Origin of the sequence: Luteitalea sp. TBR-22 (assembly GCF_016865485.1) — a bacterium.
Taxonomy (GTDB): domain Bacteria; phylum Acidobacteriota; class Vicinamibacteria; order Vicinamibacterales; family Vicinamibacteraceae; genus Luteitalea.
The window spans coordinates 5,866,772-5,893,603 of record NZ_AP024452.1 but is presented as its reverse complement, the minus strand read 5'-3'; the positions used below and the strand labels follow the sequence as shown (position 1 = coordinate 5,893,603).

Annotated in this window: 20 protein-coding genes and 1 tRNA gene; 6 read left to right on the top strand and 15 right to left on the bottom strand. The window is 70.4% G+C overall.

Features of this window, described 5'->3' with window-relative positions; genetic code table 11:
- The 3 genes from TBR22_RS24260 to TBR22_RS24250 are packed head-to-tail and all read left to right on the top strand — an operon-like array spanning position 1 to position 5,470.
- Positions 1–1,008 (top strand): SGNH/GDSL hydrolase family protein, encoded by a 1,008-nt coding sequence (locus TBR22_RS24260; RefSeq protein ID WP_239490420.1) that lies wholly within the window; start codon positions 1–3, stop codon positions 1,006–1,008.
- Positions 1,009–1,028: 20 nt separating this feature from the next.
- A complete protein-coding gene (locus TBR22_RS24255) occupies positions 1,029–4,529 on the top strand; it encodes a PVC-type heme-binding CxxCH protein (protein ID WP_239490419.1) in 3,501 nt (1,166 codons plus the stop codon).
- Positions 4,530–4,552: 23 nt separating this feature from the next.
- The gene (locus tag TBR22_RS24250; protein WP_239490418.1) at positions 4,553–5,470 is read left to right on the top strand and encodes a ThuA domain-containing protein; all 918 of its coding nucleotides are present in this window, start codon (positions 4,553–4,555) and stop codon (positions 5,468–5,470) included.
- Between the two features lie 30 nt (positions 5,471–5,500).
- Here the strand turns inward: TBR22_RS24250 and TBR22_RS24245 are convergent, their stop codons facing one another.
- From TBR22_RS24245 to TBR22_RS24235, 3 genes are read right to left on the bottom strand one after another with little or no spacing between them, the layout of a single operon-like run.
- A complete protein-coding gene (locus tag TBR22_RS24245) occupies positions 5,501–6,487 on the bottom strand; it encodes a class II aldolase/adducin family protein (RefSeq protein WP_239490417.1) in 987 nt (328 codons plus the stop codon).
- Positions 6,481–7,269, bottom strand: a complete 789-nt coding sequence (locus TBR22_RS24240; protein WP_239490416.1) for a TIGR01459 family HAD-type hydrolase — start codon at positions 7,267–7,269, stop codon at positions 6,481–6,483. The genes TBR22_RS24245 and TBR22_RS24240 overlap by 7 nt, the downstream gene beginning before the upstream one ends.
- A complete protein-coding gene (locus TBR22_RS24235) occupies positions 7,259–8,554 on the bottom strand; it encodes an FGGY-family carbohydrate kinase (protein ID WP_239490415.1) in 1,296 nt (431 codons plus the stop codon). Before TBR22_RS24235 ends, TBR22_RS24240 begins: the two co-directional genes overlap by 11 nt.
- Before the next feature lie 131 nt (positions 8,555–8,685).
- Between TBR22_RS24235 and TBR22_RS24230 the strand changes: the two genes are divergently transcribed.
- Complete coding sequence (locus TBR22_RS24230) at positions 8,686–9,660, top strand: threonine/serine dehydratase (protein WP_239490414.1); 975 nt, start codon at positions 8,686–8,688, stop codon at positions 9,658–9,660.
- A 98-nt stretch (positions 9,661–9,758) separates the two neighbouring features.
- Here the strand turns inward: TBR22_RS24230 and TBR22_RS24225 are convergent, their stop codons facing one another.
- The 3 genes from TBR22_RS24225 to TBR22_RS24215 form a co-directional block, all read right to left on the bottom strand.
- A complete protein-coding gene (locus TBR22_RS24225; RefSeq protein ID WP_239490413.1) occupies positions 9,759–11,510 on the bottom strand; it encodes a hypothetical protein in 1,752 nt (583 codons plus the stop codon).
- Positions 11,511–11,696: 186 nt separating this feature from the next.
- Positions 11,697–13,016: a PA2928 family protein gene (locus TBR22_RS24220; protein WP_239490412.1), complete on the bottom strand. Its 1,320-nt coding sequence runs from the start codon at positions 13,014–13,016 to the stop codon at positions 11,697–11,699.
- Between the two features lie 55 nt (positions 13,017–13,071).
- On the bottom strand, positions 13,072–14,013 hold the full coding sequence (locus TBR22_RS24215) for an alpha/beta fold hydrolase (RefSeq protein WP_239490411.1): 942 nt from the start codon (positions 14,011–14,013) through the stop codon (positions 13,072–13,074).
- A gap of 61 nt (positions 14,014–14,074) precedes the next feature.
- On the opposite strand from TBR22_RS24215, the gene TBR22_RS24210 reads away from it, so the two are divergent.
- A complete protein-coding gene (locus TBR22_RS24210; protein WP_239490410.1) occupies positions 14,075–14,830 on the top strand; it encodes a hypothetical protein in 756 nt (251 codons plus the stop codon).
- 125 nt (positions 14,831–14,955) lie between these two features.
- Here the strand turns inward: TBR22_RS24210 and TBR22_RS24205 are convergent, their stop codons facing one another.
- Positions 14,956–15,648: a choice-of-anchor E domain-containing protein gene (locus TBR22_RS24205; RefSeq protein WP_239490409.1), complete on the bottom strand. Its 693-nt coding sequence runs from the start codon at positions 15,646–15,648 to the stop codon at positions 14,956–14,958.
- Positions 15,649–16,418: 770 nt separating this feature from the next.
- Positions 16,419–16,491, bottom strand: a tRNA-Ile gene (locus TBR22_RS24200).
- 160 nt (positions 16,492–16,651) lie between these two features.
- Here TBR22_RS24200 and TBR22_RS24195 point away from each other — a divergent pair.
- Positions 16,652–17,269 (top strand): hypothetical protein, encoded by a 618-nt coding sequence (locus TBR22_RS24195; protein ID WP_239490408.1) that lies wholly within the window; start codon positions 16,652–16,654, stop codon positions 17,267–17,269.
- A 7-nt stretch (positions 17,270–17,276) separates the two neighbouring features.
- Here the strand turns inward: TBR22_RS24195 and TBR22_RS24190 are convergent, their stop codons facing one another.
- The 7 genes from TBR22_RS24190 to TBR22_RS24160 all read right to left on the bottom strand — a co-directional run bounded on the left by TBR22_RS24190 (position 17,277) and on the right by TBR22_RS24160 (position 26,791).
- Positions 17,277–18,101 (bottom strand): hypothetical protein, encoded by an 825-nt coding sequence (locus tag TBR22_RS24190; RefSeq protein ID WP_239490407.1) that lies wholly within the window; start codon positions 18,099–18,101, stop codon positions 17,277–17,279.
- Between the two features lie 26 nt (positions 18,102–18,127).
- Positions 18,128–19,393: a dipeptidase gene (locus TBR22_RS24185; RefSeq protein WP_239490406.1), complete on the bottom strand. Its 1,266-nt coding sequence runs from the start codon at positions 19,391–19,393 to the stop codon at positions 18,128–18,130.
- Between the two features lie 25 nt (positions 19,394–19,418).
- On the bottom strand, positions 19,419–19,721 hold the full coding sequence (locus TBR22_RS24180) for a hypothetical protein (RefSeq protein WP_239490405.1): 303 nt from the start codon (positions 19,719–19,721) through the stop codon (positions 19,419–19,421).
- Positions 19,718–20,668, bottom strand: a complete 951-nt coding sequence (locus TBR22_RS24175) for a sodium-dependent bicarbonate transport family permease (protein WP_239490404.1) — start codon at positions 20,666–20,668, stop codon at positions 19,718–19,720. The genes TBR22_RS24180 and TBR22_RS24175 overlap by 4 nt, the downstream gene beginning before the upstream one ends.
- A gap of 120 nt (positions 20,669–20,788) precedes the next feature.
- The gene (rpoD, locus tag TBR22_RS24170; protein WP_239490403.1) at positions 20,789–22,504 is read right to left on the bottom strand and encodes an RNA polymerase sigma factor RpoD; all 1,716 of its coding nucleotides are present in this window, start codon (positions 22,502–22,504) and stop codon (positions 20,789–20,791) included.
- 50 nt (positions 22,505–22,554) lie between these two features.
- Positions 22,555–24,321, bottom strand: coding sequence for a DNA primase (dnaG, locus tag TBR22_RS24165; RefSeq protein WP_239490402.1), 1,767 nt, complete (start codon positions 24,319–24,321; stop codon positions 22,555–22,557).
- A gap of 7 nt (positions 24,322–24,328) precedes the next feature.
- Positions 24,329–26,791 carry an endonuclease MutS2 gene (locus TBR22_RS24160; protein WP_239490401.1) on the bottom strand — a complete coding sequence of 821 codons (2,463 nt, stop codon included), beginning with the start codon at positions 26,789–26,791 and terminating at the stop codon, positions 24,329–24,331.
- Positions 26,792–26,832 lie beyond the last annotated feature (41 nt).

Genomic DNA, 26,832 nt, shown 5'->3' with positions numbered 1-26,832 from the left:
ATGTCGATCACGCCCGTCCGCCGGGCGCGGTGGTTGGCGGCCTGCGTGCTGCTGGCCGCGGCCCCGCTCGCCGCCCAGCCGGCCTCCACCCCGCGACTCGAACTCCGCGCCGGTGACCGCATCGTCCTCGTCGGCAACACGCTGGCCGACCGGCAGCAGTACTTCAACAACTTCGAGACGCTGCTGCTCGCGCTGTATCCCCAGCTCGACCTGTCGATGCGCAACATGGGGCGGAGCGCCGACACGATCACGCTCCAGCCCCGACCGCTGAACTTCGGAGAGACGCCCACGCACCTGGCCCAGTACGAGGCCGACGTGGTGTTGCTGTTCTTCGGCGCCAACGAGTCGTTCGAGGGCGAGGCCGGCCTGCCGCAGTTCGAGAAGGACCTCGAGGACTACCTGCGCGGCCATCTCGCGAGGAAGTACAACGGCGTCGAGGCGCCGCGACTGGCGCTCGTGTCGCCGATCGCGCACGAGAAGCTCGAACGGCTCGTGCACGTGGACGTCGCCGGGCGCAACCGTGAACTCGCGCGCTACACCGACGCGATGCGACGGGTTGCGGCGAAGGTGGGCGTGCCGTTCGCCGACGTGTTCACGCCGATGCTGAAGGCGATGGGCGAGGCCAGGGCGCCGCTGACCATCAACGGCATGCACCTGAACGAGGAGGGCGACAAGGTGTTCGCCGTCGCGCTGCTGACGGCGCTCGGCCTCGCGCCGGAGCAGCTGCCGGCGTCGTCGAAGGGCTACACCGACCTGCGCGCGCTGATCAACGAGAAGAACCGCCTGTTCTTCCTCCGCTACCGGCCACTCAACGCCGAGTACGTCGTCGGGCGTCGCGTCGATCCCTTCGGGTCGGTGAGCTTCCCGCCGGAGATGAAGCGGCTCGACGAGTTGATCGCCCAGCAGGAGAAGAGGATCTGGAAGCAGGCGCGCTCGATCAAGCCGGCGACGCCGCCGCGCCCGACCGGGTCCGCCGTCTCGCCCGATCAGCAGGGGGCACAGCCGTGACCGCGATCGGGAGAGCACGAATGCGTGTCCCGTGTGTCGGTTCGCTTCTGCAACCGCGGGCCCTGGTGCTGCAGGCTGCAGGCTGCCTGCTCGCGTGGCTTGCGGGCGCGTCGGTGGCGCCCGCGCAGGTCGCCGATCGGCAGGAGCCCAATCGTGGCGCGGCGCTCGACCTGGCGTCGCAGGATCCGAAGGTGGCCCTCGAGCGCATCAAGGTCGCCGACGGCTATCAGGTGAACCTGTTTGCGTCCGAGGTCGAGTTCCCGGACCTCGCCAAGCCGCTGCAGATGACCTTCGACACCCGCGGCCGGTTGTGGGTGCTGACCTCGCCCACCTATCCGCACGCGCTGCCCGACGAGAAGCCGAACGACAAGCTGATCGTGCTCGAGGACACCAACCGCGATGGTCGCGCCGACCGGAGCACCGTCTTCGCCGACCAGCTGTACATCCCGACGGGGTTCGCGCTCGGCGACGGCGGCGTGTACATCGCGCAGCAGCCGAACCTGATGTTCCTCAAGGACACCAACGGGGACGGCAAGGCCGACGAGCGGCGCATCCTGCTGCACGGGTTCGGCACCGAGGACAGCCACCACTCGATTCACGCGTGGCAGTGGGGACCCGACGGCGCGCTGTACTTCCAGGAGGGCACGTTCCTGCACTCGCAGGTCGAGACGCCCTACGGTCCTCGCCGCATGGCGTACGCGGGGGTGTGGCGCTACGAGCCGCGGACCGAGAAGCTCGACGTGTTCGTGTCGTATCCCTTCGCCAACCCGTGGGGCCACGTCATCGACAAGTGGGGCCAGAACTTCATCTCCGACGCCTCCAACGGCTACAACTACTGGGGCACCCCGTTCTCGGGCCACGTCAACTACCCGCAGAAGCAGAAGCCGATGCAGGAGTGGACGCTGACGCGCGTGCGTCCGACCAGTGGCAGCGAGTTCGTCAGGAGCCGCCACTTCCCGGAGTCGGCGCAGGGCAACTTCCTCTACAACAACGTCATCGGGTTCCTCGGGATCAAGCAGTACAGGACCGTCGAGGAGGGGTCCGGCTTCGTCGGCGTCGAGGTCGAGCCGCTGCTCCAGTCCACCGACCCGAACTTCCGCCCGGTGGGCATGCAGTTCGGGCCCGACGGCGCGCTGTACGTGATCGACTGGTTCAACCCGCTGATCGGCCACATGCAGTACTCCATTCGCGACCCGCGGCGCGACAAGTCGCGCGGCCGGGTGTGGCGCATCACGGCGAAGGGCCGCCCGCTCCTGACGCCGCCGAAGATCGAGGGCGCGACGATTACCCAGCAACTCGATCTGCTGAAGGCCTACGAGGACCGCACCCGGTACCAGGCGCGACTCGCACTGCGCGAGCGCGATGCGGCGGAGCTGTTCCCGGCCGTGGAGCAGTGGATCGCCGGACTCGATCGCAACGACGCCGAGTACGAGCACCACCTGCTCGAGGCGCTGTGGGTGCACGAGCACCACGATCGCGTCAACCTGCCGCTGCTCGAGCAACTGCTCGGCGCGAAGGAGTTCCGGGCGCGTGCCGCGGCGGTCCGCGTGCTGCAGCACTGGTTCGATCGCGTGCCCGACGGCCTGGCGCTGCTGGCGGCCGCCGTCGACGATCCCGAGCCGCGCGTGCGCCTCGAGGCGGTGCGCGCCCTCAGCTTCGTGCCGACCGCCGAGTCGGCGAGCATCGCGCTGCGGGTGCTGCGTCACCCGATGGATTACTACCTGCACTACGTCCTCGACTCGACGATCACCACCCTCGAGCCCGCGTGGAAGCCGGTGCTGACCACGGGCGGGACGTTCGCGGAGGGGAACGCCCCCGGCCTCGCCTTCGTGCTCGACCGCCTGGCGCCGGCCGACCTCGTGCAGGTCAAGCGGAGCACGCCGGTGTACGAGGCCCTGCTGGCCCGCCCCGGCATCGCGGCGACCGCGCGACGGGAGGCCCTCGACGCGCTCGCGGCCCAGCACGGCACGACGCTGTTGCACGAGATCATCGCGGCCGTCGATCGCCTCGATGGCAAGCCCGGCAGCGGGTCGGCCGCGGCCGACCTCATGCAGGTGCTCGGCACGCTCTCTCCGGCGCAGCTTGCGCCCGAGCGGTCGGCCGTCGAGCGGCTGGCGCGCGAGGCCCGGACCGACAGCGTGCGCGAAGGGGCGTTCCTGGCCCTGATGCAGATCGACGGCAGTGCCGCAGCCTCTTGGGAACTCGCTGCCGCCTCGCCGCGCCTGCGCATCGACATGTTGCGTGGGGCCACGAAGCTGCCGGCCGGCCCGGCCCTCACCAGCCTGCAGGGCCTGCTGTTGCCGGCGCTGCGCACGGCGGCGACCGCCGGCGCACCGCGCCAGGTCGCCGCGCCGGTGACCGGTCGCTACGTGCGGCTGGTCCGTCCCGGGCGCGGGCAGGTGCTCAGCGTGACCGAGGTCGAGATCATGAGCCGCGGCGAGAACGTCGCGCGCAAGGGCACGGCCACCCAGTCGAGCGTGGTTGCCGGCGGCGCGACGGGCGGGCACGCGCCCCGCGCCATCGACGGCGGCGTCGACATGGCGGCGAGCGCCGGCAAGGACCCGCTCACCGGCACGCACGCGTTCACCAGCGCGGAGCAGGATCCGTGGTGGGAGGTCGACCTCGGCGCCGACCTGCCGCTCGACGAGGTCAGGCTGTGGCCCGCCGCCCAGGACACCCGATCGGGCCTCTACGTGGCGGTGCTGGACGCAAGTCGCAAGGTCGTGTTCATGCGCGACGGACTGCGCATCTCGAGGGCGCCAGAGACGGTGACGCTCGGCGGCGACCTGACCACGATGGTCAACGCGGCGGGCATCGCCGTGCTGCCGCAACTGAAGGGGCAGGAGGCGGAGGCCGTGAGCGTGCTGTCGGCCTTCATGCGCGACGCGACGCAGCGGCAGGCCGCGATGGCCGCGATTCGCCGCCTCCCCGCGACGGCGTGGCCGGCCAGCGAGGTGGCGCCCCTGGCCGACACCGTGCTCGCCCACGTGCGCGCGATCCCGCCGGCCGACCGCACCGGGCAGGCGTTCCTCGATGCGATGGGCTTCGGTCACGAACTCGCCCTGAAGCTCCCGGCCGACCAACGGCAGCGCTTCACCAGGGCGCTCGACGAACTCGTGGTCAGGATCATCCGGATCGAGGCCGTGGCCGCGCAGATGAAGTTCGACCTGTCGCGCATCACCGTCGTCGCCGGCGAGGAAGTCGTCATCGAGTTCGTCAACCGCGACGAGATGCCGCACAACTTCCTGGTCGCCAAGGAAGGGGCGCTCGAGACGGTGGGCCTGGCGGCCGAGGCGATGGTGTCCTCGCCGGACGCCTTCGGCAAGAGCTTCATCCCGAAGACGCCGGAAGTGCTGTTCGCCATCCGGCTCCTGCAGCCCGGCGAGACGCTGCAGGCGCGCTTCACCGCCCCGGCGCAGCCGGGCAACTACCCCTTCGTGTGCACGTTCCCGGGCCACTGGCGCACGATGAACGGCATCGTGCAGGTGGTGCGGGAGCCGTCCCAGGTGTCACCACAGTGAGGACCATGATCAGGCGGCAGTCGATGACGACGATGAGGCGGGCAGGTCGCCGGCAGGTGCTCCAGGCACTCGGCGTGGCTGGCGTGGCCGCAGGGCTGCTCACCGCGGGCGCCGGCGTGGCGCTGCGGGCGCAGGGGCGGGCGCCGCACGTCGTGTTCGTGACCGGAGACGACGAGTACCGGTCCGAGATCACCATGCCGATGATCGCGGCGATCCTCGAGAAGAAGCACGGCCTGCGGACCTCGGTCGCCTACGCCAGGCCGATCCCGCAGACCAAGGCCAACATCGAGGGCCTCGAGGCGCTCGAGAGCGCCGACCTCATGGTGATGTTCACGCGCTTCCGGGCGCTGCCCGACGACCAGCTCGCGCGGATCATGAAGTACGTGGACGCGGGCAAGCCGGTGGTCGGCCTGCGCACCAGCACGCACGCGTTCCTCTATCCCGAGGGCAGCCCCCACGCCGCGCTCAACGACGGCTTCGGGCGCGACGTGTTCGGGCAGAAGTGGATCACGCACCACGGCAACAAGTCGACGACCGCCGTCACCGTGAGCGCGGCACAGGCGCAGCACCCGATCCTGCGCGGCGTCGGCCCGTTCCCGGCGCGCTCGTGGCTCTATCACGTGGAGCCGCTGAACGGCCCGGCGACGATCCTGCTCGAGGGCGACAGCCTGAACTCTCAGCAGGCCATCAAGCCCGACAACAAGTACCCGACGCACCAGCCCGTCGCGTGGACGCGCGAGCACAAGGGCGGTCGCGTCTTCTTCACCACGCTGGGCCACCCGGCGGACTTCGAGCAGGAGTCGATGCGCCGCCTGGTGGTGAACGGCATCCTCTGGGCGCTCGGCCGCGACATCCCGAAGGGTGGCGCCGACGCGACGCCGGTCACCCCCTACGTCGCCCCCGAAAGCTTCGATCTGTCGAAGGTGCCGAAGGGTGAGTAACGTTTGACGTCTGACGTTTGACGTCAGACGTCAGACGTCAGACGTCAACCCCTGCCGGTACTTCTCGGCGTCCCAGTTGATCAGCTGATCGATCTGGGCGGCGTCGAGCTGGTTGAGCGCAGTGCCGGGCTCGACGCGGCGCAGGACGTCGGCAAGGCACCGGCCCATCGCTTCCGCGGCGGGCTTCGCATCGTCGCGCACCAGGACGCCGCCGCCGGGCACGGCGACGAGGGTGGCGTCGCTCGCCAGGTCGGTGGCGACACCCACTCCCAGGAACACCACATGGTCGGGATAGAGGACGTGCGCGCCGCCCATCGCCAGCGCGTGCTCGTCGGTCGCGAGCGCATGGGTGTCGTCGCTGACCGCCAGGCGGTAGCGCGTGCCTTCGCACATCGCTTCGAGCGCGTCGACGTCGGGCAGCGTGAGCTCTCGCGCGGGACGCTCCAGCGTGCCGACCACCCGTTCGAGCAGCGCCTCGGCGGCGCCCACCGAGTCGGCGGCCACGACCAGTCCATGGTTGCCGAGCACCAGCACGTCGACGCCCGGACGCAGGCGCGGCGCGATCGCGTCGGCAAGCGGCAGGCCCGGGCGCGCATACGGCACGAAGGCCCAGTCGAACCCGTCGAGGCGCGTCGCGAGCGCGGCTTCCGCGTCGGCGCGGATCGCCCAGGCAATCGTGTTCACGCAGTGCACGTGGACGACGACGCGCTGCGGCATGAGGGCGTGCACGCTGGTCTCGATGGAGGGCCGCAGGCCGGACGTGTTCAGGTCGGCGCGCACGAACGGCTGGCACGCGTCGGCCGCCGGATCGCGCTGCCGCAGCGCGTCTCGCAGGGCCGGGAGGTCGACCGGCACGAACACGTCGCGGCTGGCGGCGTCGCGCAGCCACGTGCCCGACGCCTTGATCCACAGCACGTCGCCGTCCTTCTGCGAGGTGTTGCCGCCGGCCGCCTGCACCAGCAGTGGGTCGGCGCCGACACGCGCCGAAAGGGTGCGCAACTGATCCAGGTTCACCATCGCAGTCGTTCCATCCAGTAATCGGGGCGTGGCTCCACGCGCTCGCCGTCGAGGCCCGCCGAGACCCCCGTCATCACCAGCATCGTGGCCAGGCCCGCGGCGCGCCCACCGGCGACGTCGTGCTCCGCGCTGTCGCCGATGCACAGCACGCGAGCGGCACCGCCGAGTTCCGAACAGGCGTTCAGGTAGATCTCGGGATAGGGCTTGCCCACCCACGTCACCTGACCGCCCATCTGTTCGTACAGTTCCGCGATCGCGCCTGCGCCGGGCTGCAGGCCCTCACGCGTGATGCGCCAGCGGTCGGGATTGCAGCAGATCGCCGGCGCGCGGACGCCGGCGAGACGGGCGCGATAGGCGTCGAGGGAGGTGCGCGGCGCGTCGGAACCCAGGAAGAGCAGCACGTCGGCCTCGCGCGGATCGTCGACCGTGGGCACGAGGTCGAAGCCGTAGTCCTCCCCAGGCGTGCCGACGATGAAGGCGTACGGGGCGCGGCCGGTCGTCTCGAAGCCGACCATCAGCGCGTGATACGCCAACTCGCCCGACGTGACGACGTCGGTGAACGTGTCGCGCGGGATACCCATCGCGAGCAGCCGTTCGCGGTTCGCGGCGGTGCGCTTGCCCGAGTTGGTGAGGATGGCGACGGGCGTGTCGGCGGCCTTCAGGCCCTCCAGCACCTCGAGCGCGCCCGGGTACAGGGCGCGGCCGTCGTGCAACACGCCGAACTGGTCGAGCAACACGCCATCGAACTGCGCCGCGATGGACGACAGGCGATCAACACGCATGGCCGATGCCCTGCCAGGCGAGCCTGGCGACGCCGACGGCGGCGTGCTCGCTGTCGACCGCCACCATGGGCACGCCGAGGTGCCGTGTCCTGATGCCCGTCCACGCGGCATTGCCCGCGCCGCCGCCCACCGTACGCATCGTCCGGAGCGGCGTCGAGCCGAGCGAGGCCAGCGCCTCGTAGCCTCGCGCCTCGATCGCCGCCATGCCCTCGAGCATCGCCTTCAGGAACGTCGCGTCGTCGGACGGTCGTGGCGACAGGCGCGGCGGCAGCGACGCGTCGTTGATGGGGAAGCGCTCGCCGGGGCGGCAGAGAGGGTAGTAGTCGAGGCCGGTGGGCGGATCGGGCGCCAGCAGCGCAGAGAGCTCCACGAGCCGCTCGCGGGTGAAGTGTGCGAGCAGCACGGCGCCGCCGCTGTTGGAGGCTCCCCCGGCGAGCCAGCGATCGCCGAGGCGATGGCTGTACACGCCCCGCGACGCATCGACCACGGGTCGGTCGGAGAGGAGCTTCAGCGTGAGCGTGGTGCCGAGCGAGGTGACGCCGTCGCCGGCGACCGACGCACCGCTGGCGAGGAACGCGGCGCAGCCGTCCGTCGTGCCGGTGACAATGACCACGTCGTCAGGAAAATCCAGTTGCGTCGCCAGGTCGGCGCGGACGTGGCCGACGGCTGTGCCGGCAGGGACGACCGCCGGCAACCGCGTCATGTCCAGGCCCGTGCCTGCGATCCAGTCGGGCCAGGCCCGGCGCACGGGGTCGTACCCGGTCTTGAGCGCGTTGTTCTCGTCGGTGAGACCGAGCCGACCGGTGAACTGCGCCGCGATCCAGTCGGCCTGGTGCAGCAGCCGCGCCTGGCGGTCGCCCCACGCGAGGGCTCGCGCCAGAGGCGACGCGCTGCTGCGCGCGGCCGTGTCGTCGGGAGCCACGGCGGCCACGGCCTCGACCGCGGCGCCCGGCGCCCGCTCGTCGTACATCGAGGCATCGTCCAGCGGCGTGCCATCGGCGGCGACGGGGAGGATGGTGCCCGACGTGCCGTCCACGGCGATCGCGCGCACGACGAGGCCGGACAGGTCGAGGCGCGCCAGGGCCTCGCGCGTCGCGGCCCACCACGTCGCCGGAGCCTGTCGGGAACGCCCGTCGGCCTGCGCGGGGGGCGGCATCGGCACGGCGGCCATCGCCCGCGCCTGCAGCGCGCGGTCCACGGCGGCGACGCGTACGCCCGACGTCCCCACGTCGATTCCGAGCACCACCTCACGCGACATGGCCTCAATCTTATCGATTGTGCGCATGCCGAGATGCCGGTTGCCCGCAGCACACGCGGACGGCAGGTGTCCGGACGTAGCCGTCGCGCCTGCGCGACGGTCAGGGGCACGTCAGTGAAGGACCCGAAGGCCGGTATGCTGTTCGTGTTCGCCGCGCCATGATCACCCTCGACGACATCCTCGCCGCGCGCCCACGCATCGCGCCCTACGTCCGACGGACTCCCCTCGAGCGCAGCCGCACGCTCAGCACCGAACTCGGGACGCACGTGTACCTGAAGTGCGAGCTCTTCCAGCGGACCGGATCGTTCAAGCCTCGCGGCGCCTTCAACCAGCTGCTCTCGCTGGCGCCGGACGAGCGGGCCGGCGGCGTGGTGGGCGTGAGCGGCGGCAACTACGCGCAGGCCCTTGCCGATGCCGGTCGCACCCTCGGCGCGCCGACGACGATCTGCATGCCCGACACGGCGCCACGGGCATCGGTCGAGGCCACACGGGCGTACGGGGCCACGGTGGAACTCTCGCCGACGTTCCCCGAGGTCTTCGCGCGCGCGGAGGCGTTGCGTGCCGCAGGCGCCCGGTTGCTGCACCCCTTCGACGACGCGCATCAGATGGCGGGTGTCGGCACGATCGGCCTCGAGATCCACGAAGCCGTCCCGCAGGTGACCGACGCGGTGATCAGCATCGGCGGAGGCGGGCTGATCACCGGCATCGCCGTCGCGCTCGAGGCGCTGGTGCCCGGGATTCGCGTGTGGGGCGTCGAGACCGAGGGCGCTCACGCGATGGGCGCCGCGCTCGCGGCCGGCCGCGTGGTGCCGTTCACGCCGACGTCGCTCGCGCGCACGCTCAGTGCCCCGTACGTGGCCGAGGATGCGCTCACGGTGATGCAGCGGCACGCGGAACGCCACGTGGTCGTGAGCGACCGCGAGGCCTTCGAGGCGGCGCGGTTCCTGCTCGAGCGAACAAAGCTGAACACCGAGCTCGCCGCGTCGTGCACCCTCGCCGCCGCACGGCGGATGCGCCACCGCTTCGGCCCGGACGACCACGTCGTCCTGGTCATCTGCGGTGGCAACGTGTCGCTGGACGACTGGATGACCTACGCGAGGACGTTCGCGGCCGCGGCGACGCCACGGTCGTAGGCGTCCGGCTTGCCGGACGCGCGATCCGAGAGACTCATCACTGACCGTCGCGCAAGCGCGACGGCTACACGCTCACGCGAGCACGGCGCGGACGTCTGTCACGGCTGGGCGCCGGTCGCGGCGGCCGCACGCGCCGGGCGCCCGGCGCGCGACGACGTCAGCGAGAGGTCGGCGCGTGCCCACGCCTTGTCGAAGCGCGCCTTCACGATCGCGGCCTGATCGTCCTTGCCTTGCGCGCGCAGGGCCTGGTGCAGCCCGAACAGCGCCCAGCCGCTGTCGCGGTTCCGCTTCAGGTCCTCCCAGTAGACGGTCTCGGCCTCGCTGGCGCGACCGGCCTCGAGCAGCACGGCGCCGAGCGCGAGTCGCGGCGGCGAGTGCCACTCGGCAGGCTCGGTGTACACGAGCGCGTCCTCGAGCCTGACGGCGTGTTCGAGGCGTGCGATGGCCGTCGGGTAGTCGCCGCGTGCGGCGGCAATCTCGCCACCGAGCATCGCGGGCGCAATCGACAGGATCGTGCGCCCGGTGTTGGGCGAGAACAGCGGCTGGTCGAGGCCCTTGTCCGGCAACAGGGCCTCGAGCATGCGCAGTTCGCGCTCCGCGGCGTCGGTCTGGCCGGTCGCGACGAGCGCCTGCCCGCGACCGTAGTGCCATGCGCCGCGCAGGAACGCGTTGGTCGCGGGCGGCGCGGGCTCGGCGAGCATGTCCGCCCAGCGGCCGAACCGGAGGTGCGCCCAGTAGGGGACCACTCGGAAGCCGGCCAGCATCGGCATCCCGGCCAACTGCGCGTCGTCGATGCGTGCGGCCACCTTGCGGGCGGCCTCGATGGCCACCCGACTCTGGCCATCTGCCGCGGCCGCGAACCAGAGGAAGTGCACGTTGTGGGGGTAATACCCCATGGGATAGAGCCCCTGGGCGCGACACTGCGTGATGTAGTCCTCGTCGGCGGCGATGGCGAGGCGGTTGCTCTCCATCGCGTCGGCGTAGCGCCCCACACGCTGGTAGATGTGCGAGGCCATGTGCACCATGTGGCCGGCGGCCGGCATCAGGGTCAGCAGGACGTCGGCGGCGCGCTCGGCGCGCTCGGGCGTGGCGGTCGGCTCGATCAGGTGGATGTACATGTGCAACGCGCCCGGATGCTTCGGGTGCGCGCGCATCACGCGCTCGGTCAGCGCGACGATCTCCGCGGTGCCCTCGTGCGGGCGTCCATCGGGCATCCAGTAGCCCCACGGGCGCAGGTCCATCATCGACTCGACATACAGCATGGCGATGTCGGGGTCGGCAGGGAAGCGCCGCTGCACCTGCCGCATCGCGTCGGCGTACGCCCGGTCGTTGGCAACGCGGTGATCCGGCGTCCCCGAGTAGCGGGCCGCGAGGGCATCGATCAGCGCGCGTTCACGCGGCGTCGCGCGACCCTTGCGTGCCTGGGCCTCCCTGACGAGTTCGAGGGCGTGCGGCTCGTCGTTGGGCTCCATCAGCGCGTTGATGTTGGGGCCGAGCACCAGCGCCTGGCCCCAGTAGGCCATCGCGAGGCCCGGGTCGAGGCGCGCGGCTTCACGGAACGCGCGTCGGGCTTCCGCATGATTGAACGCATAGGCCAGCCTCAGGCCCTGATCGAAGAAGCGCTGTGCGCTCGGGCGCGTGGTGCTCACCGGGAAGGTGTGCGTGCCGAGCTTCTGCAGGCGCGGCGCGATCTCGCCGTTCGGACCTGGCTGCGCCGCCGTGGTCGCTGGCGCCTCATAGTGCTTGTGCGAGCCGCTGGTCGGCTGGGCATCGGCCTGGGCGCCCGCCCGGGTTGCCGGCACGGTCGACAGCAGCGTCAGCGAGACGACGATCCGGGCGCTGGTGCGCATGGGAACACTCCTTTCGTTCGCTCACGGCACACCGCAGCCAACCCGCATCGAGGTGCGCGGCGCGGTGACGCGCATGGGCCAGCCGAGCATCGCACGGCGCCGGTGTCGAGCCAACTCAGCAGCAACGCGAAATCGCGACAGGCAGACGGGCGGCGGGATCGGCCCACGGGGCAGCCGTCCGGCGACTCAGGGATTGGGCGAAACCGCGCGCTCCGTGGCGACGTCCCAGCCTGACCACCCGCCAGTATGGCCGTGCAGCGTCAGCAGGATCTCCCGACGGCGTGCGCCGCCGCTTCCTGCCGCGCCAGGCGCCGATCCCATGAGCACCAGGCGGTCACCGACCTGCCAGCGATTCTGGAGTTCGTCGATCGGCAGCAGGACCCGCCACCGTTCGTGGTAGTCGGCCGTCGTGCGGGCGATCCCCAACTGCCCCTGCTCATCGAGGCGCGTGCGGAACAGCACGAGCACTCCCTGGTCGGCGAAACGAAGCGGCTCGCGCGGCGCGGGGCGTGCGCTCACGCCACGCCATTGCCATTCGGGCTCGCCAGCGGCTCGCGGGCCCTTGAGCATGCGGCCCTGCAGGTAGTCGCCGGTCCCGGGCAGTCGCTCGAGGCGCTGGAGCCGCGGCTCGGGGGCGGCGCGACGTGCGGGCGTGCGGCCGAGGGACGTGGCCAGCCAGAAGCCGCGACGGGCCAGGCGCCCCTCGTCGACAATCCACTCGGAGCCGGCGAAGTTGTCGCCATTGGCGTCGTCCTCGGCGTCGCGCGCCTCACGCTCGCTGAGCAGGCCCACCCAGCGGCCGCCGGCGACGGTGTGACGCACGCCGAAGTCCGCGGTCGTGTACGCGCCGCCCCAATACGTGTGGCTCATCGACGCGGCGCGGTCGAAGGCACGCTCCTGGCCCGCCGGCACCGTCCAGGGTTCGGCGCGGAAGTCGGGCAGCGTGAGGCGTACGCGACGGCCGTCGACGAGCGTGACGACCATCCCGCCGAACCACGCGACCTCGTCGAGGCTGGTGGGAAACAGGCCGGTCAGCGACGGATTGGCCGCCTCGAGGCGCGCGCGATCCGCCCGCACGCTGGCGTCATCGGCCGACAGCGCCAGCAACTGGTCGTGCGCCCAGACCCAGACCACGTCGCGTTCCTGTCCCAGCAGGCGGACGGGGCCGGCGTTCACCACGCGTCGATCGTTGCTGCGCTCGATGACGAGTGCCAGTTCCTTGATCCAGGTGCGCTGTGTCGTCTCCGGCGCGTGGGCCTGCACTCGCAGGTGGTATCGGGTCTCGAGGATCCAGGTCCGGCTTCGCGGGAGCCGATAGGACCGCGTCTCCACCTGCCGCGTCGCGAGCCACAACTGCGCACCGCGCCCGCTCTCGATCAGCGCGGGCGGCCCCTGGCGCTCCGGGGACTCGAACGTCACCTGGCCGCGCGACACCAGCCAGCCGACGCCGGCGAGCGCCAGCACCGTCATCACCGCCCCCACGCCCCACGCGATCGATCGCGTCATCGGCGCCCCTCGCGAGTGCCGGAGCGCGTGCGCGGCGGCACCGCTGGCCGTGGCGTCACTTCCGCATCGCCAGCCACCACGTCATCGTCGACGTGACCAGGTCGGCGGCGTCCTGCTGCACGAAGTGGCTCGCGCCGGGCACCGTGACCAGCGTCAGGTCCTGCTCTACCCAGTCCCACGTGCCCGAGAGGCCGTTGGCGTGCAGCGCGCGATCGCCGAGGCCGTGGAACATCAACACGGGAGCCTTCACCTTCGGGAGGTCGGACATCGGCGGCAGGTCCGGTCCCGAGGCCTTCGGGTAGTTGGCCTTGTAGTAGTTGAGCATCGCGTCGAAGTCCGACCGCTCGAATGCCTCGACGTAGCGCCTGCGTGCGGCGACGTCCTTCACCCATCCCGAGAGGGTCTGCGGCGTCATCGGCTGGCCGAAGAAGACCGCGGGATCGGCAGGCGTGCCGCGCTGGAACGTGCGGGCGTACTCGCTGTTCCTGATCTGCTCCTGGTTGGTCTGCAACTCGCGGACGAGGCCGCGCGGATGCGGCAGGTTCAGGACGATCAGCCGCTCGGTCATCGCCGGCTGCGTCATCGCGAACTGCCATGCCACCATCCCTCCCCAGTCGTGCCCGACGATGGTCGCCTTGTCGCGCCCGAGGTGCCGGATCACGGCCGCGACGTCGCCCACCAGCAGGCGCATGTCGTACGCCTCCACGCCCTTCGGCTTGTCGCTCAGGTTGTAGCCGCGTTGGTCGATCGCGACGACCTGGAACGATGCCGACAGAGCGGCCATCTGGTGGCGCCACGAGTACCAGAAGTCCGGGAAGCCGTGAATCATCACGACCAGCGGCCCCTTGCCCAGGGACGCGTAGTGGATCTTCACGCCCGCGTCGGAGACCGCGTAGCCGTGCTCGACGCGATCGAAGACGTCCTTCTGCTGGGCGCGCAGGGCCGTCGCCGACAGCAGGGTGAGTGCGAGCGCCAGGCTCGCCGCCGATCTCGGCATGGTCGTGTCTCCTCGGGAGTCGTATGATACCGGCTCCACCATCGAAGGACAGGAGGTGCCGATGCGATTGCTCTTCGGAGTGCTCGTCGCTGTCGCAGTCATCGCTGCCCCGTCGGCACAGTCGCCCGACGACGTGCTCTCCGACACGCGGCTGTCGGTGCACACGCTGGTGCGCGAGGACATGTTCGCGGGCTGGCGGAGCGACAACATGCCGCGCCTCGAGCGGGCCGAGCGGAACGTCGAGGTGCTGCTGAAGCAACGACCTGAGGAACGGCCCAACCTGCTCGCGTGGAAGTCGGGGGCAGCCGTGTATCGAGCCGTGCTCGCGCACGAGGCGGGGCAACCTGACGCGTTCGCTCGCTACTACGCCGCAGCGCTCGCCGGCTTCGAGGAGGCCGGCAGGGCGACGTCCGGCAACGGCGGCGTCAAGGCCATCACCGGGGGGACGATGGCGCTGTTTGCCGATCGGCTGCCGGAGGACAAGCGGGCTGCTGCCTGGCAACTGGCCTACGACAACTACTCGCGGCTCTGGACGGAACAGGAAGCCGACATGGAAAAGCTCCCGGTGCATCACCGGGGAGAGGTCCTGTCGGGCGTGACGCAGTCGGCGCAGCGCACCGGGCGCACCGAGGACGCCGCACGATACCTCGACAAGATGCTCACGCTGCTGGCCGACACCCCGTACGCGTCGCTCGCGCAACAGTGGAAGGCCAATCCCTCGATCGCGGCGACGACCAACCTGACGTGCCGGAACTGCCACACGCCCGGTCGCCTCGAGAACCGCATCGCCGCCCTGAAGGAGAAGGCGCCGGCGTAGGGAATGCGATTGGACGTGCCGGCGGCGTGCCCGGGTACGGCAGTCAGGTCACCGTTGATGGTTGCCGCCACCCGCGAGAAAAGAGCCCGGCGCATGGCCGGGCTCCTGGGGCTTGCGTGACGAGCTCAGGCCGCGCTGCGGTTCCGGCGCCGCAGGAGGCCTGTCACGCCCAGCCCGAGCAGCGCAAGGATCCCGGGTTCGGGGACAGGGGGGACGACGACAGGATCATAGGTGTACGTGAAGGCCCCGGACAGCGTCACACTGATCTCCGGATCTGGAGTGAAGATGCAGAGTTCGGGCTGACCTATGAAACTGCACTCGCCGATGTCCGACGGCAGACTCATCACCCCAATCATGGCCCCGATGCCGAATGGAAAGTCGACGAACTCGCTGAACTCGACCGGCGCGATGGAGCCGCTTGCCATCGCAGTCGCGTCGTACGGCACGGTCAAACGTTCGCCGGGTTGCAGCGTCGTCTCAGGAATGTCGATCTCATCGAAGTCATCGAGGTACAGACGGTAGTCGTCGAACAGCTGTATGTTGATGACCCCCGTCCCGGCGGTCCGAGTTCCCGGTACGCCGCCCAGGTTCAAGAAGACAAAAGAGCCGGAGTACCTCGCAGACATCGAGAATGTGATTCCGGTCAGCGTGCCGAGGCTGGAATCGAACGGCTGACACTCGGCGAAGGGCTCGGCGATACCCGTCGCCGTGTCTGAGGCCGGACCACAATTGCCGACGATCGTGGCGGCTGACGCTGAATCCGCGAACTGCCCGGCCAGCAGCCCCACGACTACCAGTCCCAGAACCTGAAATTTCATCTCGCTCCCTTGTCGTTTTCGTGACGCTGCGTGATCGAATGACCGGACATCTGCCACTCGTCCCCTTCGTAGCGGTAAGGAATCTGCAACGAATCCAACGATGGCTGCAATCAGCGTTCCGAGAACGGCTCAGTTCGGCGCATGTCGACAACACCTTCATCTGCCGCACTTAGCGCGAATCGAGAGGTCGCCTCGAGGCCCTCGCCACGCCAGAAGTCAGCTTGGTTCCGATCTTCTGTCTGCCAATCGTGGCCGTCCCACCTGCCAGACGGCAGCGCCCTCGACGAGGGAAGCGTGGCGTACGTGCGAGGATTCGAGCCCGCAGGCGAGGTCCGCAGGACCGGAGCCGGAGGGCCTGAAGCCCGGTGGGCCCACTCGACGAGGGAAGGGGCGTGAAGGCCAGGATTCGAGCCCGCAGGCGAGGTCCGCAGGACCGGAGCCGGAGGGCCTGAAGCCCGGTGGGCCCACTCGACGAGGGAAGGGGCGTGAAGGCCAGGATTCGAGCCCGCAGGCGAGGTCCACAGGACCGGAGCCGGAGGGCCTGAAGCCCGGTGGGCCCCCTCGACGAGGGAAGGGGCGTGAAGGCCAGGATTCGAGCCCGCAGGCGAGGTCCGCAGGACCGGAGCCGGAGGGCCTGAAGCCCGGTGGGCCCACTCGACGAGGGAAGGGGCGTGAAGGCCAGGATTCGAGCCCGCAGGCGAGGTCCGCAGGACCGGAGCCGGAGGGCCTGAAGCCCGGTGGGCCCACTCGACGAGCGAAGCGAGGAGAAGTGGGCCCACCAGGATTCGAACCTGGGACGGGCCGGTTATGAGCCGGCGGCTCTGACCGCTGAGCTATGGGCCCCCTCGGTGCGCCACGTGCCCGGAGCGAACCGGACGGCGGCTCCGCGATTGTGCCAGAAAACGCCAGTTCCTCCCTGCGGCCCTCACGCGACACCCGAGCCACGCCAAGGGACCCGACCTCATCAGCACGCGTCAGTCATCATGTGGAGCATGGTGCCAAGGTGAACCCACATCGGCGCGCGCGCCGGGCCGCGAGGCGTGTCGGCCTGCTCGGCGCGGTCGCGCTCGTGGCGTGCGGAGCCTGCTCGGGCGGCTCGTCGCCGGCGATCCTGCCCACCCTGCCGTCGGGTCTCCAGACCGGCCTGCAGCCAGGCGCTTACACCCTGGAAGTGTCGGGCGAGGACGCGGTCGGCGGCGACCCGCAGTTGCCCGGCTGCAGTCCCCCGGGCCAGCCGCCGGCGGGCAAGCGGATCACCATCGCAGGCACCGTGTCGCGCGACGGCGAGGATTGGGTGTTCAGGAGCGACCGTCCCGGCACCGACCTCGTCCTGCGCTTGCGCGTCGCGACGCGTTCCTTCAGCTCGGAGCTCTTCGCCGTCGAGGGCTCGCTGCGTGGCAGCGCGCCCGACGACGGTGCCGCGCGTGCCGCAAGTGGGCTGGCCATCAGTGCGGGCGCGGCCGGGGAGGGTGGAGCCGCGAGCGTTGACGGCGAGATCAGGCTGACTGGCGCGTTCGTGAATGCGCTGGCGCAAGGTCGCGTGACCTTCAGCGACGCCGCCGGTGCTCGCGCCACGTGCAACCGCGTCGCCGTCTCGATGCAACCGGGCCGCCCGCGCTAGCCGCGCGTCAGTGCCCGGCGTCCGCCATTCGCTGCAGGGCGTAGACGCCGGTGCCCAGCATCACGGCCGTGCCGTCGGCCACCAGCGCGCGGTTGCCGAGGCCGGCGTCCTGCCGCGACAGGCCGGCGACGCGGGCGAGTTCGCCGCGGACGGTCATGCCGGCGCCGTCGAGGAAGGCCCGGGCCACCTCGCGGAGCGCCGCCTCGCGCGACATGCGGCTGCGGGCGAGCGCCGGGAAGCGCCCCACCGCGAGCGTCCAGATGTAGGTGAACCGCGGCTCGTACAGCACCTCGCTCGGCACCACGAGCATCGCCGCCTGCAGCGCGTCCATCGCCGCGGCGAAGCGCTTGCCGTCGCGCACGCCCGACTCCTCGCGCAGGTCGGCCGTGGCCATCTCCCACTCGGCCCGCAACACGCGGAGCACGGCGCGCGCGTCGCCCCCGAGCAGGCGCGTTTCGTCGGCCTTCCTGACGCCCCACAGCGCGTGGAACGCGGGCACGAGCCGCGGCGCCACGAACATCGCGCGTCCTCGCCCGAGCTTCGCGTAATAGGCCTGTCCGCGGCGGAGGACCTCGTCCTTGAGGCGCCAGGCGAGGGAGGCCTCGGCGTCGTGCTGGACGTTGCGGGGGAGGACCGCGTCGCGTCGGCCGCAGACGGCGACGTACAGGGACGGCCCGGGGCGGCGCGCGTCGGTCAGGCACGCAGCGAATCCCGCCCGCTCGACGAAGCGCTCCGCCTCGCCCGGCGTGCCGACGCGGCGCGACTCCTCGCGGCACCACTGCCGGTCCCGGTGTGCCTCCACGTGCTCGGGCAGCGGTGTCCGGGCAGCCATGCGCGTCGGTGCTCGGTGATCGGCCGCTACTTGGTGGCCTGCTGCAGCTTCGTCGCCACGGCCTGCACCTCGTCCATCACGCGCAGCAGGTTGCCGCTCCACAGCTTCGCGATCTGTTCCTCGGTGTAGCCGCGGCGCACCAGTTCCAGCGTGACGTTGAACGTCTCCTCGGCGCCGTTCCAGCCGTCGACGCCGCCGCCGCCGTCGAAGTCCGACGAGATGCCGACGTGATCGATGCCGATCTTCTTCACCAGGTAGTCGATGTGGTCGACGAAGTCGGCGACCGTCGCGCGCGGCTGCGGGAACTTCCTGTTCACCTCGGCCATCCGCGCCCGGAACTGCGCGAACTGCTCGTCGGTCCAGGCACTCACGCCACCGGCCGGCATCCCCTTGCGGGCCTCCGCGACGGCGGCGGCGCGCTCGGGCGAGTCGGCCGGCTTGATCTTCACGTAGCCGTCGAAGGCCACCGCCTGCACCACGCCGCCGTTCTTCCGGATCGCCTCGAGCTGCTCATCGTCGAGATTACGCGAGTGATCGGCGAGGGCGCGCGCCCCCGAGTGGGAGGCGATCACCGGCGCCTTCGACAGCGCGATGGCCTGCAGGTTGGCCTGCTTCGAGGGGTGCGACAGGTCGATCATGATGCCGACGCGATTGAGCTCGGCGACCGCCTGCTTGCCGAGGTCGCTGAGCCCGTTGTGCTTCCAGCCCTCGCGTTCGCCGGTGTTGGAGTCGGCGAACTGGCTGTGGCCGTTGTGCGCGAGCGACATGTAGCGCGCGCCGCGCTTCTGGAAGTCGGCGATGCGCGACAGGTCGGTACCGAGCGAGTACGCGTTCTCGACCCCGATGAGCGCCACCTTGCGTCCAGACGCGGCGATCGACCGCACCTCGGCAGATGTCGTCGCCAGCCCGATGCGTTTGGGCGCGATCACCTCGGTGAGCCGGTGGATGGCGTCGAACTTGGCGATCGCATCGGCGTAGGCCTTGTCGTACCCGGCCTGCGTGAGGGGCCCCTGGCCGACATAGACGATGAAGAACGCCGCGTCGAGGCCGCCCTTCTCCATCTTCGGCAGGTTCACCTGCGTGTCGAGCGCGGTGGAGTAGTCCCTGGGGCCCGCGACGAAATTGCGCGGGTTGATATCGACGTGCGTGTCGAGCGTGATGACCCGCTCGTGGATCGCGCGGGCCTTCGCGACGACCGCCGCATCGGGCGCCTGCGCGGCAGCGAAGGTCGGGATCGCGAGGAGCAGCAGCAGGGCGAAGGTGGAGGCGGCAAAGCGCGTCAGGGCCGGCATGCCGACGATTCTGCCAGATTGCCCCTCAGAACTTCTGCGGCCGCAGCACCTCGACCTCGGTCATGAACAGCACCATCGCGTAGTTGTCGTAATAACTCGTCCGCACGTGCGCCGCGATCGTCTCGGCGGTGGCGCGGTCGCAGACGACCTCCATGCGGATGTTGCGGCTCTCCTCCCATCCGGCCCCGCGGTACCCACGGCTGCCCTTGCCCCGCACGTCGGCGACCGTGTACCCGTGGGCGCCGAGGCGCTCCACGTCCTCGGCGAGCGCGGCCTCCAGCGCCGCTTCCGTCACGATCGTCAGCAGGGTGCGCCTGGAGTGGGTCATGGCCGGGCCAGCGCCGCCAGCGACGTCGCCTTGATCGCCAGCGCGTGATAGAGGCGGATGCCGATGAGGATGTTGAAGGGGAAGGTCACGCCCAGCGACGCGGCGAGCGACAGCGTGGGGTTGGCCTCCGGTACGGCGACGCGCATGGCCGCCGGTACGGCGATGTAGGACGCGCTCGCGGCCAGGGTGGCCAGCATGGCCGTGCCGCCGAGCGACAGGCCGAGCGCGAGCCCGACTGCCGTGCCGACCACCGACGAGAAGAGGGGCATCGCGATGGCGAACACCAGCAGGAACGGACCGTGCTGGCGGAGGGCGCCGATCTGGGTCGACGTCACCAGGCCCATCTCCAGCAGGAACAGCGCCAGGAAGCCCTTGAACAGGTCGAAGAAGAGCGGCGTGACCGGCGCGAGCGCCTCGGCGCCGCTCGCCCAGCCGATGGCCAGGCCGCCCGCGAGCAGCACGATGCCCTTGCCGAGGAGCACCTCGCGCGCCAGCGTACCCAGCGCCGGCGTCCGGGCGAGCCCCCTGGCCAGCAGGATGCCGACGACGATGGCCGGCACTTCCATGATCGCCAGCAGGAACGACATGTGCGGCTCGAAGGCGACCTGGCGACGCGTGAAGTACGCCACGGCCACGGCGTACGTGCCGACGCTCACCGAGCCGTAGTGCGCGGCAATGGCGGCGGCGTCGGCGCGCCCGAGCCTCCCGAGCGTGCGCAGGACCTGGAACCCGATGATGGGCAACAGCATGGCCATCGCAATCACCACGCAGGCCTGCCCCGCGAGCATCGCCAGTGACTGGTGCGCGATCTCGACGCCCCCCTTCAGCCCGATGGACAGCAACAGGAGCATGCTGACCAGGTCGTAGGCGGCTGCCGGCAGGCGCAACTCGGAGCGCAGCAGACCCGCCGCCAGGCCGAAGAGGAAGAAGAGGAGGACGGGATCCATGTCGGTGGCGCCAGCATTGTGCACCGTCGAGCGGATCGACAGAAGCAGAAAGGGCGCCTCCGGCGAGGCGCCCTATGCCTTCAGCCTTCCGGCATTCGGCATCGCCGCATCACGGCGTGCTCAGGAGCGTCCCTCGAGGAACGCCTTCAGCTTGCGGCTGCGCGACGGGTGGCGCAGCTTGCGCAGCGCCTTGGCCTCGATCTGCCGGATGCGCTCGCGGGTGACCGCGAAGTTCTGGCCGACCTCCTCGAGCGTGTGCTCGCTGCCGTCGCCGACGCCGAAGCGCATCTTGATCACGCGCTCCTCGCGTGGCGTCAGCGTCTTCAGCACGTCATCGGTCTGTTCCTTGAGGTTCAGGTTGATGACGGCCTCGGCAGGCGACACGATGTTGCGGTCCTCGATGAAGTCACCGAGGTGCGAGTCCTCTTCCTCGCCGATCGGAGTCTCGAGCGAGATGGGCTCCTGCGCGATCTTGAGGACCTTGCGGACCTTCGCGACGGGGATGTCCATCCGCTGCGCGATCTCCTCGGAGGTCGGCTCGCGCCCGAGTTCCTGCACCAGGGCACGCGAGGTGCGGATCAGCTTGTTGATCGTCTCGATCATGTGCACCGGGATGCGGATGGTGCGCGCCTGATCGGCGATCGCGCGGGTGATGGCCTGCCGGATCCACCACGTCGCGTAGGTCGAGAACTTGTAGCCGCGGCGGTACTCGAACTTGTCCACGGCCTTCATCAGGCCGATGTTGCCTTCCTGGATCAGGTCGAGGAACTGCAGCCCGCGGTTGGTGTACTTCTTGGCGATCGACACCACGAGGCGCAGGTTGGCCTCGACCAGTTCCTTCTTGGCCTGCTCGGCCTGCACCTCGCCGCGGTAGATCGTCTCGAGCGTGTGGCGCAGCCGCTCCGGCGTCTCCTCGAGGTCGGCCGACATCTGCTGCACGGCGGCGCGCAGGTCCTTCTGGCGCTTGAGGAGGTTCTTCTTCTCCTCTTCCTTCAGCTTCACCTTCCGGCCCTTGGCCGTCGGGTTGACCTGCCGCTCGATGTGGTCGGCCTCGCGCTGCACCTTCTGCACCGCCTCGACCTGCTCCTTGATCTCCTCGATCAGGCGGCGCTTGACGGCCTCGGTGAACTCGATCCGGCGGATGCACTTGGAGATCGCGACGCGCTTGCGGAGCATCGACCAGCGCGCCTTGCGCCACTTGCCGAGTTCCGCCTTCGTCTTGCCCTTCTTGATCGCGACGAACTTCTGTTCGGCGGCCTTGAAGGCCAGCATCGCCTTCTTGACCGACTCGATCTGCTTGAGGACCTCGCGGGCCCGCTCCTCGAGGCGATCCTCGGTGACTTCTTCGTCGGTGAAGATGGCGATCTCGCGGATGGTGCGCTTGCCTTCCTTCAGCTGCTCGCCCATCTCCAGGATCTTCTTGGCGACGGTCGGCGTGCGCGAAATCGACTTGATCACCGCCAGCTTGCCGCGCTCGATGCGCTTGGCGATCTCCACCTCGCCCTCGCGGGTGAGCAGCGGCACGGTGCCCATCTCGCGCAGGTACATGCGGACGGGGTCGTTGGTCTTGTCGAGTGCCCCCGGCGTGAGGTCGAGTTCCGGCTCCTCGCCCGTGTCCGGGCGGTCGAGCATCTTGTCCTCGCGGTACTTCTGCTCGGACTCGACCACCTCGATGCCGGCGTTGCCGAAGGTGCTGAACAGGTCCTCGAGTTCCTCGGCCGACGAGGTGATGTCGGCAGGAAGTACCTCACTGACCTCGTCGTACAGGAGATAGCCCTTCTCCTTCCCGATCGCGATCAGGTGACGTACTTCGTCGTACTTGTCTTCGATGGACACGTCGGCTTGGCCTCCTCGGCCCGCGCGAGGAGAGGGCGGGCGATCCTCGATTATCCCCTCAGCGACGCGATCCGTTCCAGCAGCGCCTTTTTTTGCAGCCACAGCGCCATGATTCGCTGCGTGTTCGCCGCGCCTCCGGCCTCCTGCAGCTGGTCGATCTCCCGCTGCACGCTGGCTCGCTCCCGCTCCAGCCGCATCGCGCTTATCTCCCGTACGCACGACTCGGGCGTCGCCACGACGCCCGCGCTCATCGTCAACCCGGTGACCCACCGGCGCTCCTCTTCTGTGAGACCTGCCAGCACCTGCCCGGGCAACTGTTCCGGGTCCGGCACGTCCAGTGTCAGCACCAGGCGCAACAGGCGCGCGGTGCGCAACGGCTCGAGGTCTGCCTCCTCGAGCGCATCCATCGCGAGCAATGCCTCGCGCGGCGTGGTCATCACGCCGACGATCAGCTCGCGTTCCGCCCGGGTCACCCCGGGCATCGACGCACGGCGGGCCGTGTCGGGCAGGGTCTCCTGCCTGGTCACGGCTGCCTTGCGAATCTCCTGCCGAATCGTCTCCTCGCCCACCTGCGCGCGGTGCGCGAGCCGATCCGCGAACTGGTCCCGGGCCATCGCCTCGGGGATGCGCGCGGCCACGCCGAGCATCTCGTTCAGGAACGCGACCCGGCCGGTCGGATCCTTCACGTTGTGGCGGGCCGCCGCCCGGTCGAGCACGAAGTCCAGGTACGGCCGGGCCTCCTCGACCTTCTGCCGGTAGGCGTCGCCGCCGTACCGCCGAACGAACGTATCGGGATCCTCGCCCTCCGGCAGCAGGGCCACGCTCACCTGGAAGCCCTCGGCCACCAGCAGATCCCCCGACTTGGCCGCCGCGTTCTGGCCGGCCCCGTCGGCATCGAAACTCAACACCACCTTCGACGCGAACCGCCGCAACGTCTGCGCCTGCGCCTGGGTGAGGGCCGTCCCGCTCGAGGCCACCACGTGCGTCACCCCGCCCTGCCACGCCTGGATGACGTCGAAGTACCCCTCCATCATTACGACGCTGCCAACCTTCCTGATGGCGTGCTTGCTCAGGTGGAGGCCGTACAGCACCCGTCCCTTGGTATAGAGCGGGGTCTCCGGCGAGTTCAGGTACTTGGGCACCTGATCGTCGGCCATCGCCCGTCCGCCGAACGCCACGACCGACCCGCCCTCCCTATGGATAGGGAACAAAAGGCGTTGCCGGAACCGATCCACCACCGACCCGTCGTCGCGCTGCACTGCCAGGCCGCCCCGCACCAGCAGGGCCGGCGAGAACCCCTGCTTCCGGAGATGACGGACCAGCAGGTCCCGTGACGCGGGGGCGTACCCGATCCCAAACGTCTCCACGGCCTCCGACCGGACATCCCGCCGCTTCAGCAGGTCGCGTGCCGCCGCGCCCGATGCTCCCTGCAACTGCTCGGCATAGAAGGCCCGCGCCAGCTCGTGGGCCTTCAGCAACGCCTCGCGCTCGACCTCCTCCGCGTGCGCCTCAGGTGAGGAGGGCGCCTCCGGCAGCGTGATCCCGCAGCGGCTCGCCACCCGCTTGACCGCGTCCTGGAACCCCACGCCCTCCTGGAGCTCCACGAACTTGAAGACGTCGCCGCCCTGTCCACAGCCGAAGCAGTGGAAGAACCCCTTGTCGCGGTTCACCGTGAATGACGGCGTCCGCTCCCCGTGAAACGGGCACAAGCCCTTGTAAGTGGCGCCCGCCCGCTTCAGCGGGACGTACTCCTGCACCACCTGCACGATGTCCGCCGCGTGCCGGATCTGGTCGATGAGCTCGCGCGGATAGCGCACCGGCCCCCTACTCCCTCAACTCCACGAGCGTCACGGCGCTGCCGCCCATGTCGTTGGGCGCCGGCGCCGCACGCAGCACCAGCGGGTGCGTGTTGAGGTACCCGCTGAGCGCCTGCCGGAGCTTCCCCGTGCCGTGGCCATGAATCACTCGCACCGTCCGCAGTTCCTGCATCGCGGCCTGGTCGAGGAACTTGTCGGCGCGGTCGATGGCCTCGTCGACCGTGCACCCGATGACGTTCAGGTCGCCGCCGCTGCCGACCGACCCACTGCGCTCGGCCAGCGTCACCCGCACCGCCGGCGCCGCCTGCGTCCCGGCTCCCCCGATCTTGCGCAGTTCGGTGGTCCTGACGCGCATGCGCTTGCCGTTGACGTCGACGTCGGCGTCCTTGCCCGACAGCGCCCGGACCACGCCCTGCAGACGCAACGAACCCACCTCGACCCGGTCCCCCACGCCCAGCGGCCCGGTGGCCTCCGGCGGCGGGGGCATGACCGGGGCGGACGGGGCCACGGCGCCGCCCTCGCGCACGCGGTCGGCAACGGCGTCCAGCGCGCCACGAGCCGACACGCGCAGGTCGCCCACCACGCCGGTCGGCAGGGCGGCAATCTGCTTCTGCTGCTTCTTCTCGAGCGCGGCGGCCTGCTGCCGCAGATCCGTGACGATGCGGTCGACCTCGGCGCGGGCGTCGCGGAGCTGTTCGTTGAGGCGCTGTTCGAGCTTGCGCGTGAACTGCGCCTCGCGCTCGCGCAGCTGCTCCTCCCGCAGCCGCAGCTGCCGCTCGGCGGTCTCGGCCTGCAGGCGCGCCTGCGCGGTGAGCCGACGTTCGTGATCGAGCGATTGCAGCTCCCGATCGAGCTTGGCCATCTGCTCCGAGACGCGCTTCTCGGTGTCGCTGCGCCACGCCGCCGCGGCGTCGAGCACAGGGCGGGGCAGGCCCAGGCGCGCGGCGATCTCGAAGGCGAGGCTGCCGCCCGGCGACCCGTAGATCAGGCGGTACGTCGGTGCGAACGTGCCCGGCTCGAAGCCGAAGGCCGCACACGTCACGCCCTCGGTGCTGGTCGCGTACGTCTTGATCGTCTCGTAGTGCGTCGTCGCGACGACCACCGCGCCGCGCTTGCGGAAGTGGTCGATGATCGCCACGCCGAGGGCGCCGCCCTCGATGGGGTCGGTGCCGTTGCCCACCTCGTCGAGGAGGACCAGCGCCGGCAGGGTCAGCGCCTTGTCCATGGCGACGATGCTGGTCATGTGCCACGAGAAGGTGCTGAGGTTGGCCGCGATCGACTGCTCGTCGCCGATGTCGGCAAACACGCTGCGGAAGACCGGCAGGCGCGAGCCGGCCTCGGCCGGCACGAAGAGCCCGGCCTGCGCCATGAGCACCAGCAGGCCCGCGGTCTTGAGGGCGACCGTCTTGCCGCCGGTGTTGGGGCCGGTGACCACCAGCGCCCGGGCTGGCGGGATGACCAGCAGGTCGCTGGCGACGGGTTCGACCTCACGAGCGACGCGGCCCTCGGACTCGGGCAACCGGCGGGCGACGGCAGGAATCAGGAGCGGGTGCCGCGCGTGGCGCAGTTCGAGCCGGCCGTCGTGCGAGAGCGCCGGCCGGACGCCGTTGAACGACATCGAGCAGCGCGCGCGGGCCTGGATGACGTCCAGCTCCGTGGCGGCCTCGACCGTCTGCTGCAGGTCGGCAGCCCTGGCGCGATAGCCGTCGGTCAGGGCCAGCAGGATGCGGCGGACTTCCTCGGCCTCCTGCTCCTCGAGGGCGACGATGTCGTTGTTCACCTCGACGGTGCTGAGCGGCTCGAGGTAGAGGCTGGCGCCGCTGGCCGAGGCGCCGTGGACCAGGCCGGGGATGGCGCCGCGATGCTCGGCGCGCACGACGAGCACGTAGCGGCCGTTCCGCTCGGTCACCACCTGTTCCTGCAGGTACTTCACCGTGTCGCGGCCGCGCAGGTACGACTCGAGGGTGCCGCGCAGGCGTTGGCGTTGCCGTCGGAGCTTGTCGCGGATGCCCGCCAGGGCGGGGCTGGCCTCGTCGACCACCTCGCCGTGCTGGCTGATCGCCTTGCGAACGCGGGCATTCTCGTCGGCGAAGCGCTCGGCGCGGCGAGCGACGGCGGCCAGCGCGGGCAGGCGGGTCGCGGCGCGCTCGACGAGCGCGACGGTGCGATCGACCGAATCGAAGAAGTCGGCCAGCGCCAGCAGTCGCAGGGGCTCCAGGGGACGTCCCTGCAGGGCCAGGCCGTCGAGCGCGGCGGCCACGGCTTCGCCACCGCGGAGCGGGAGGGCCTGATGGTCCTGGAGCAGCAGGAGCGCTTCGCCGGTCAGATCGAGGGCGCCGGCCACCCGCACCGGATCGGTCGATGGGACCAGTCTGTCGAGGCGCTGCGCCCCGAGCGGCGTCACGGCATACGAGCGCACCACGGCCGCGATCTGGTCGAACTCGAGCGCGCGGAGCGTGGGGGCGTGCATGGCAGTGGGGTCGCCTGCGCGTGAAGGTGCGCGGACGAACC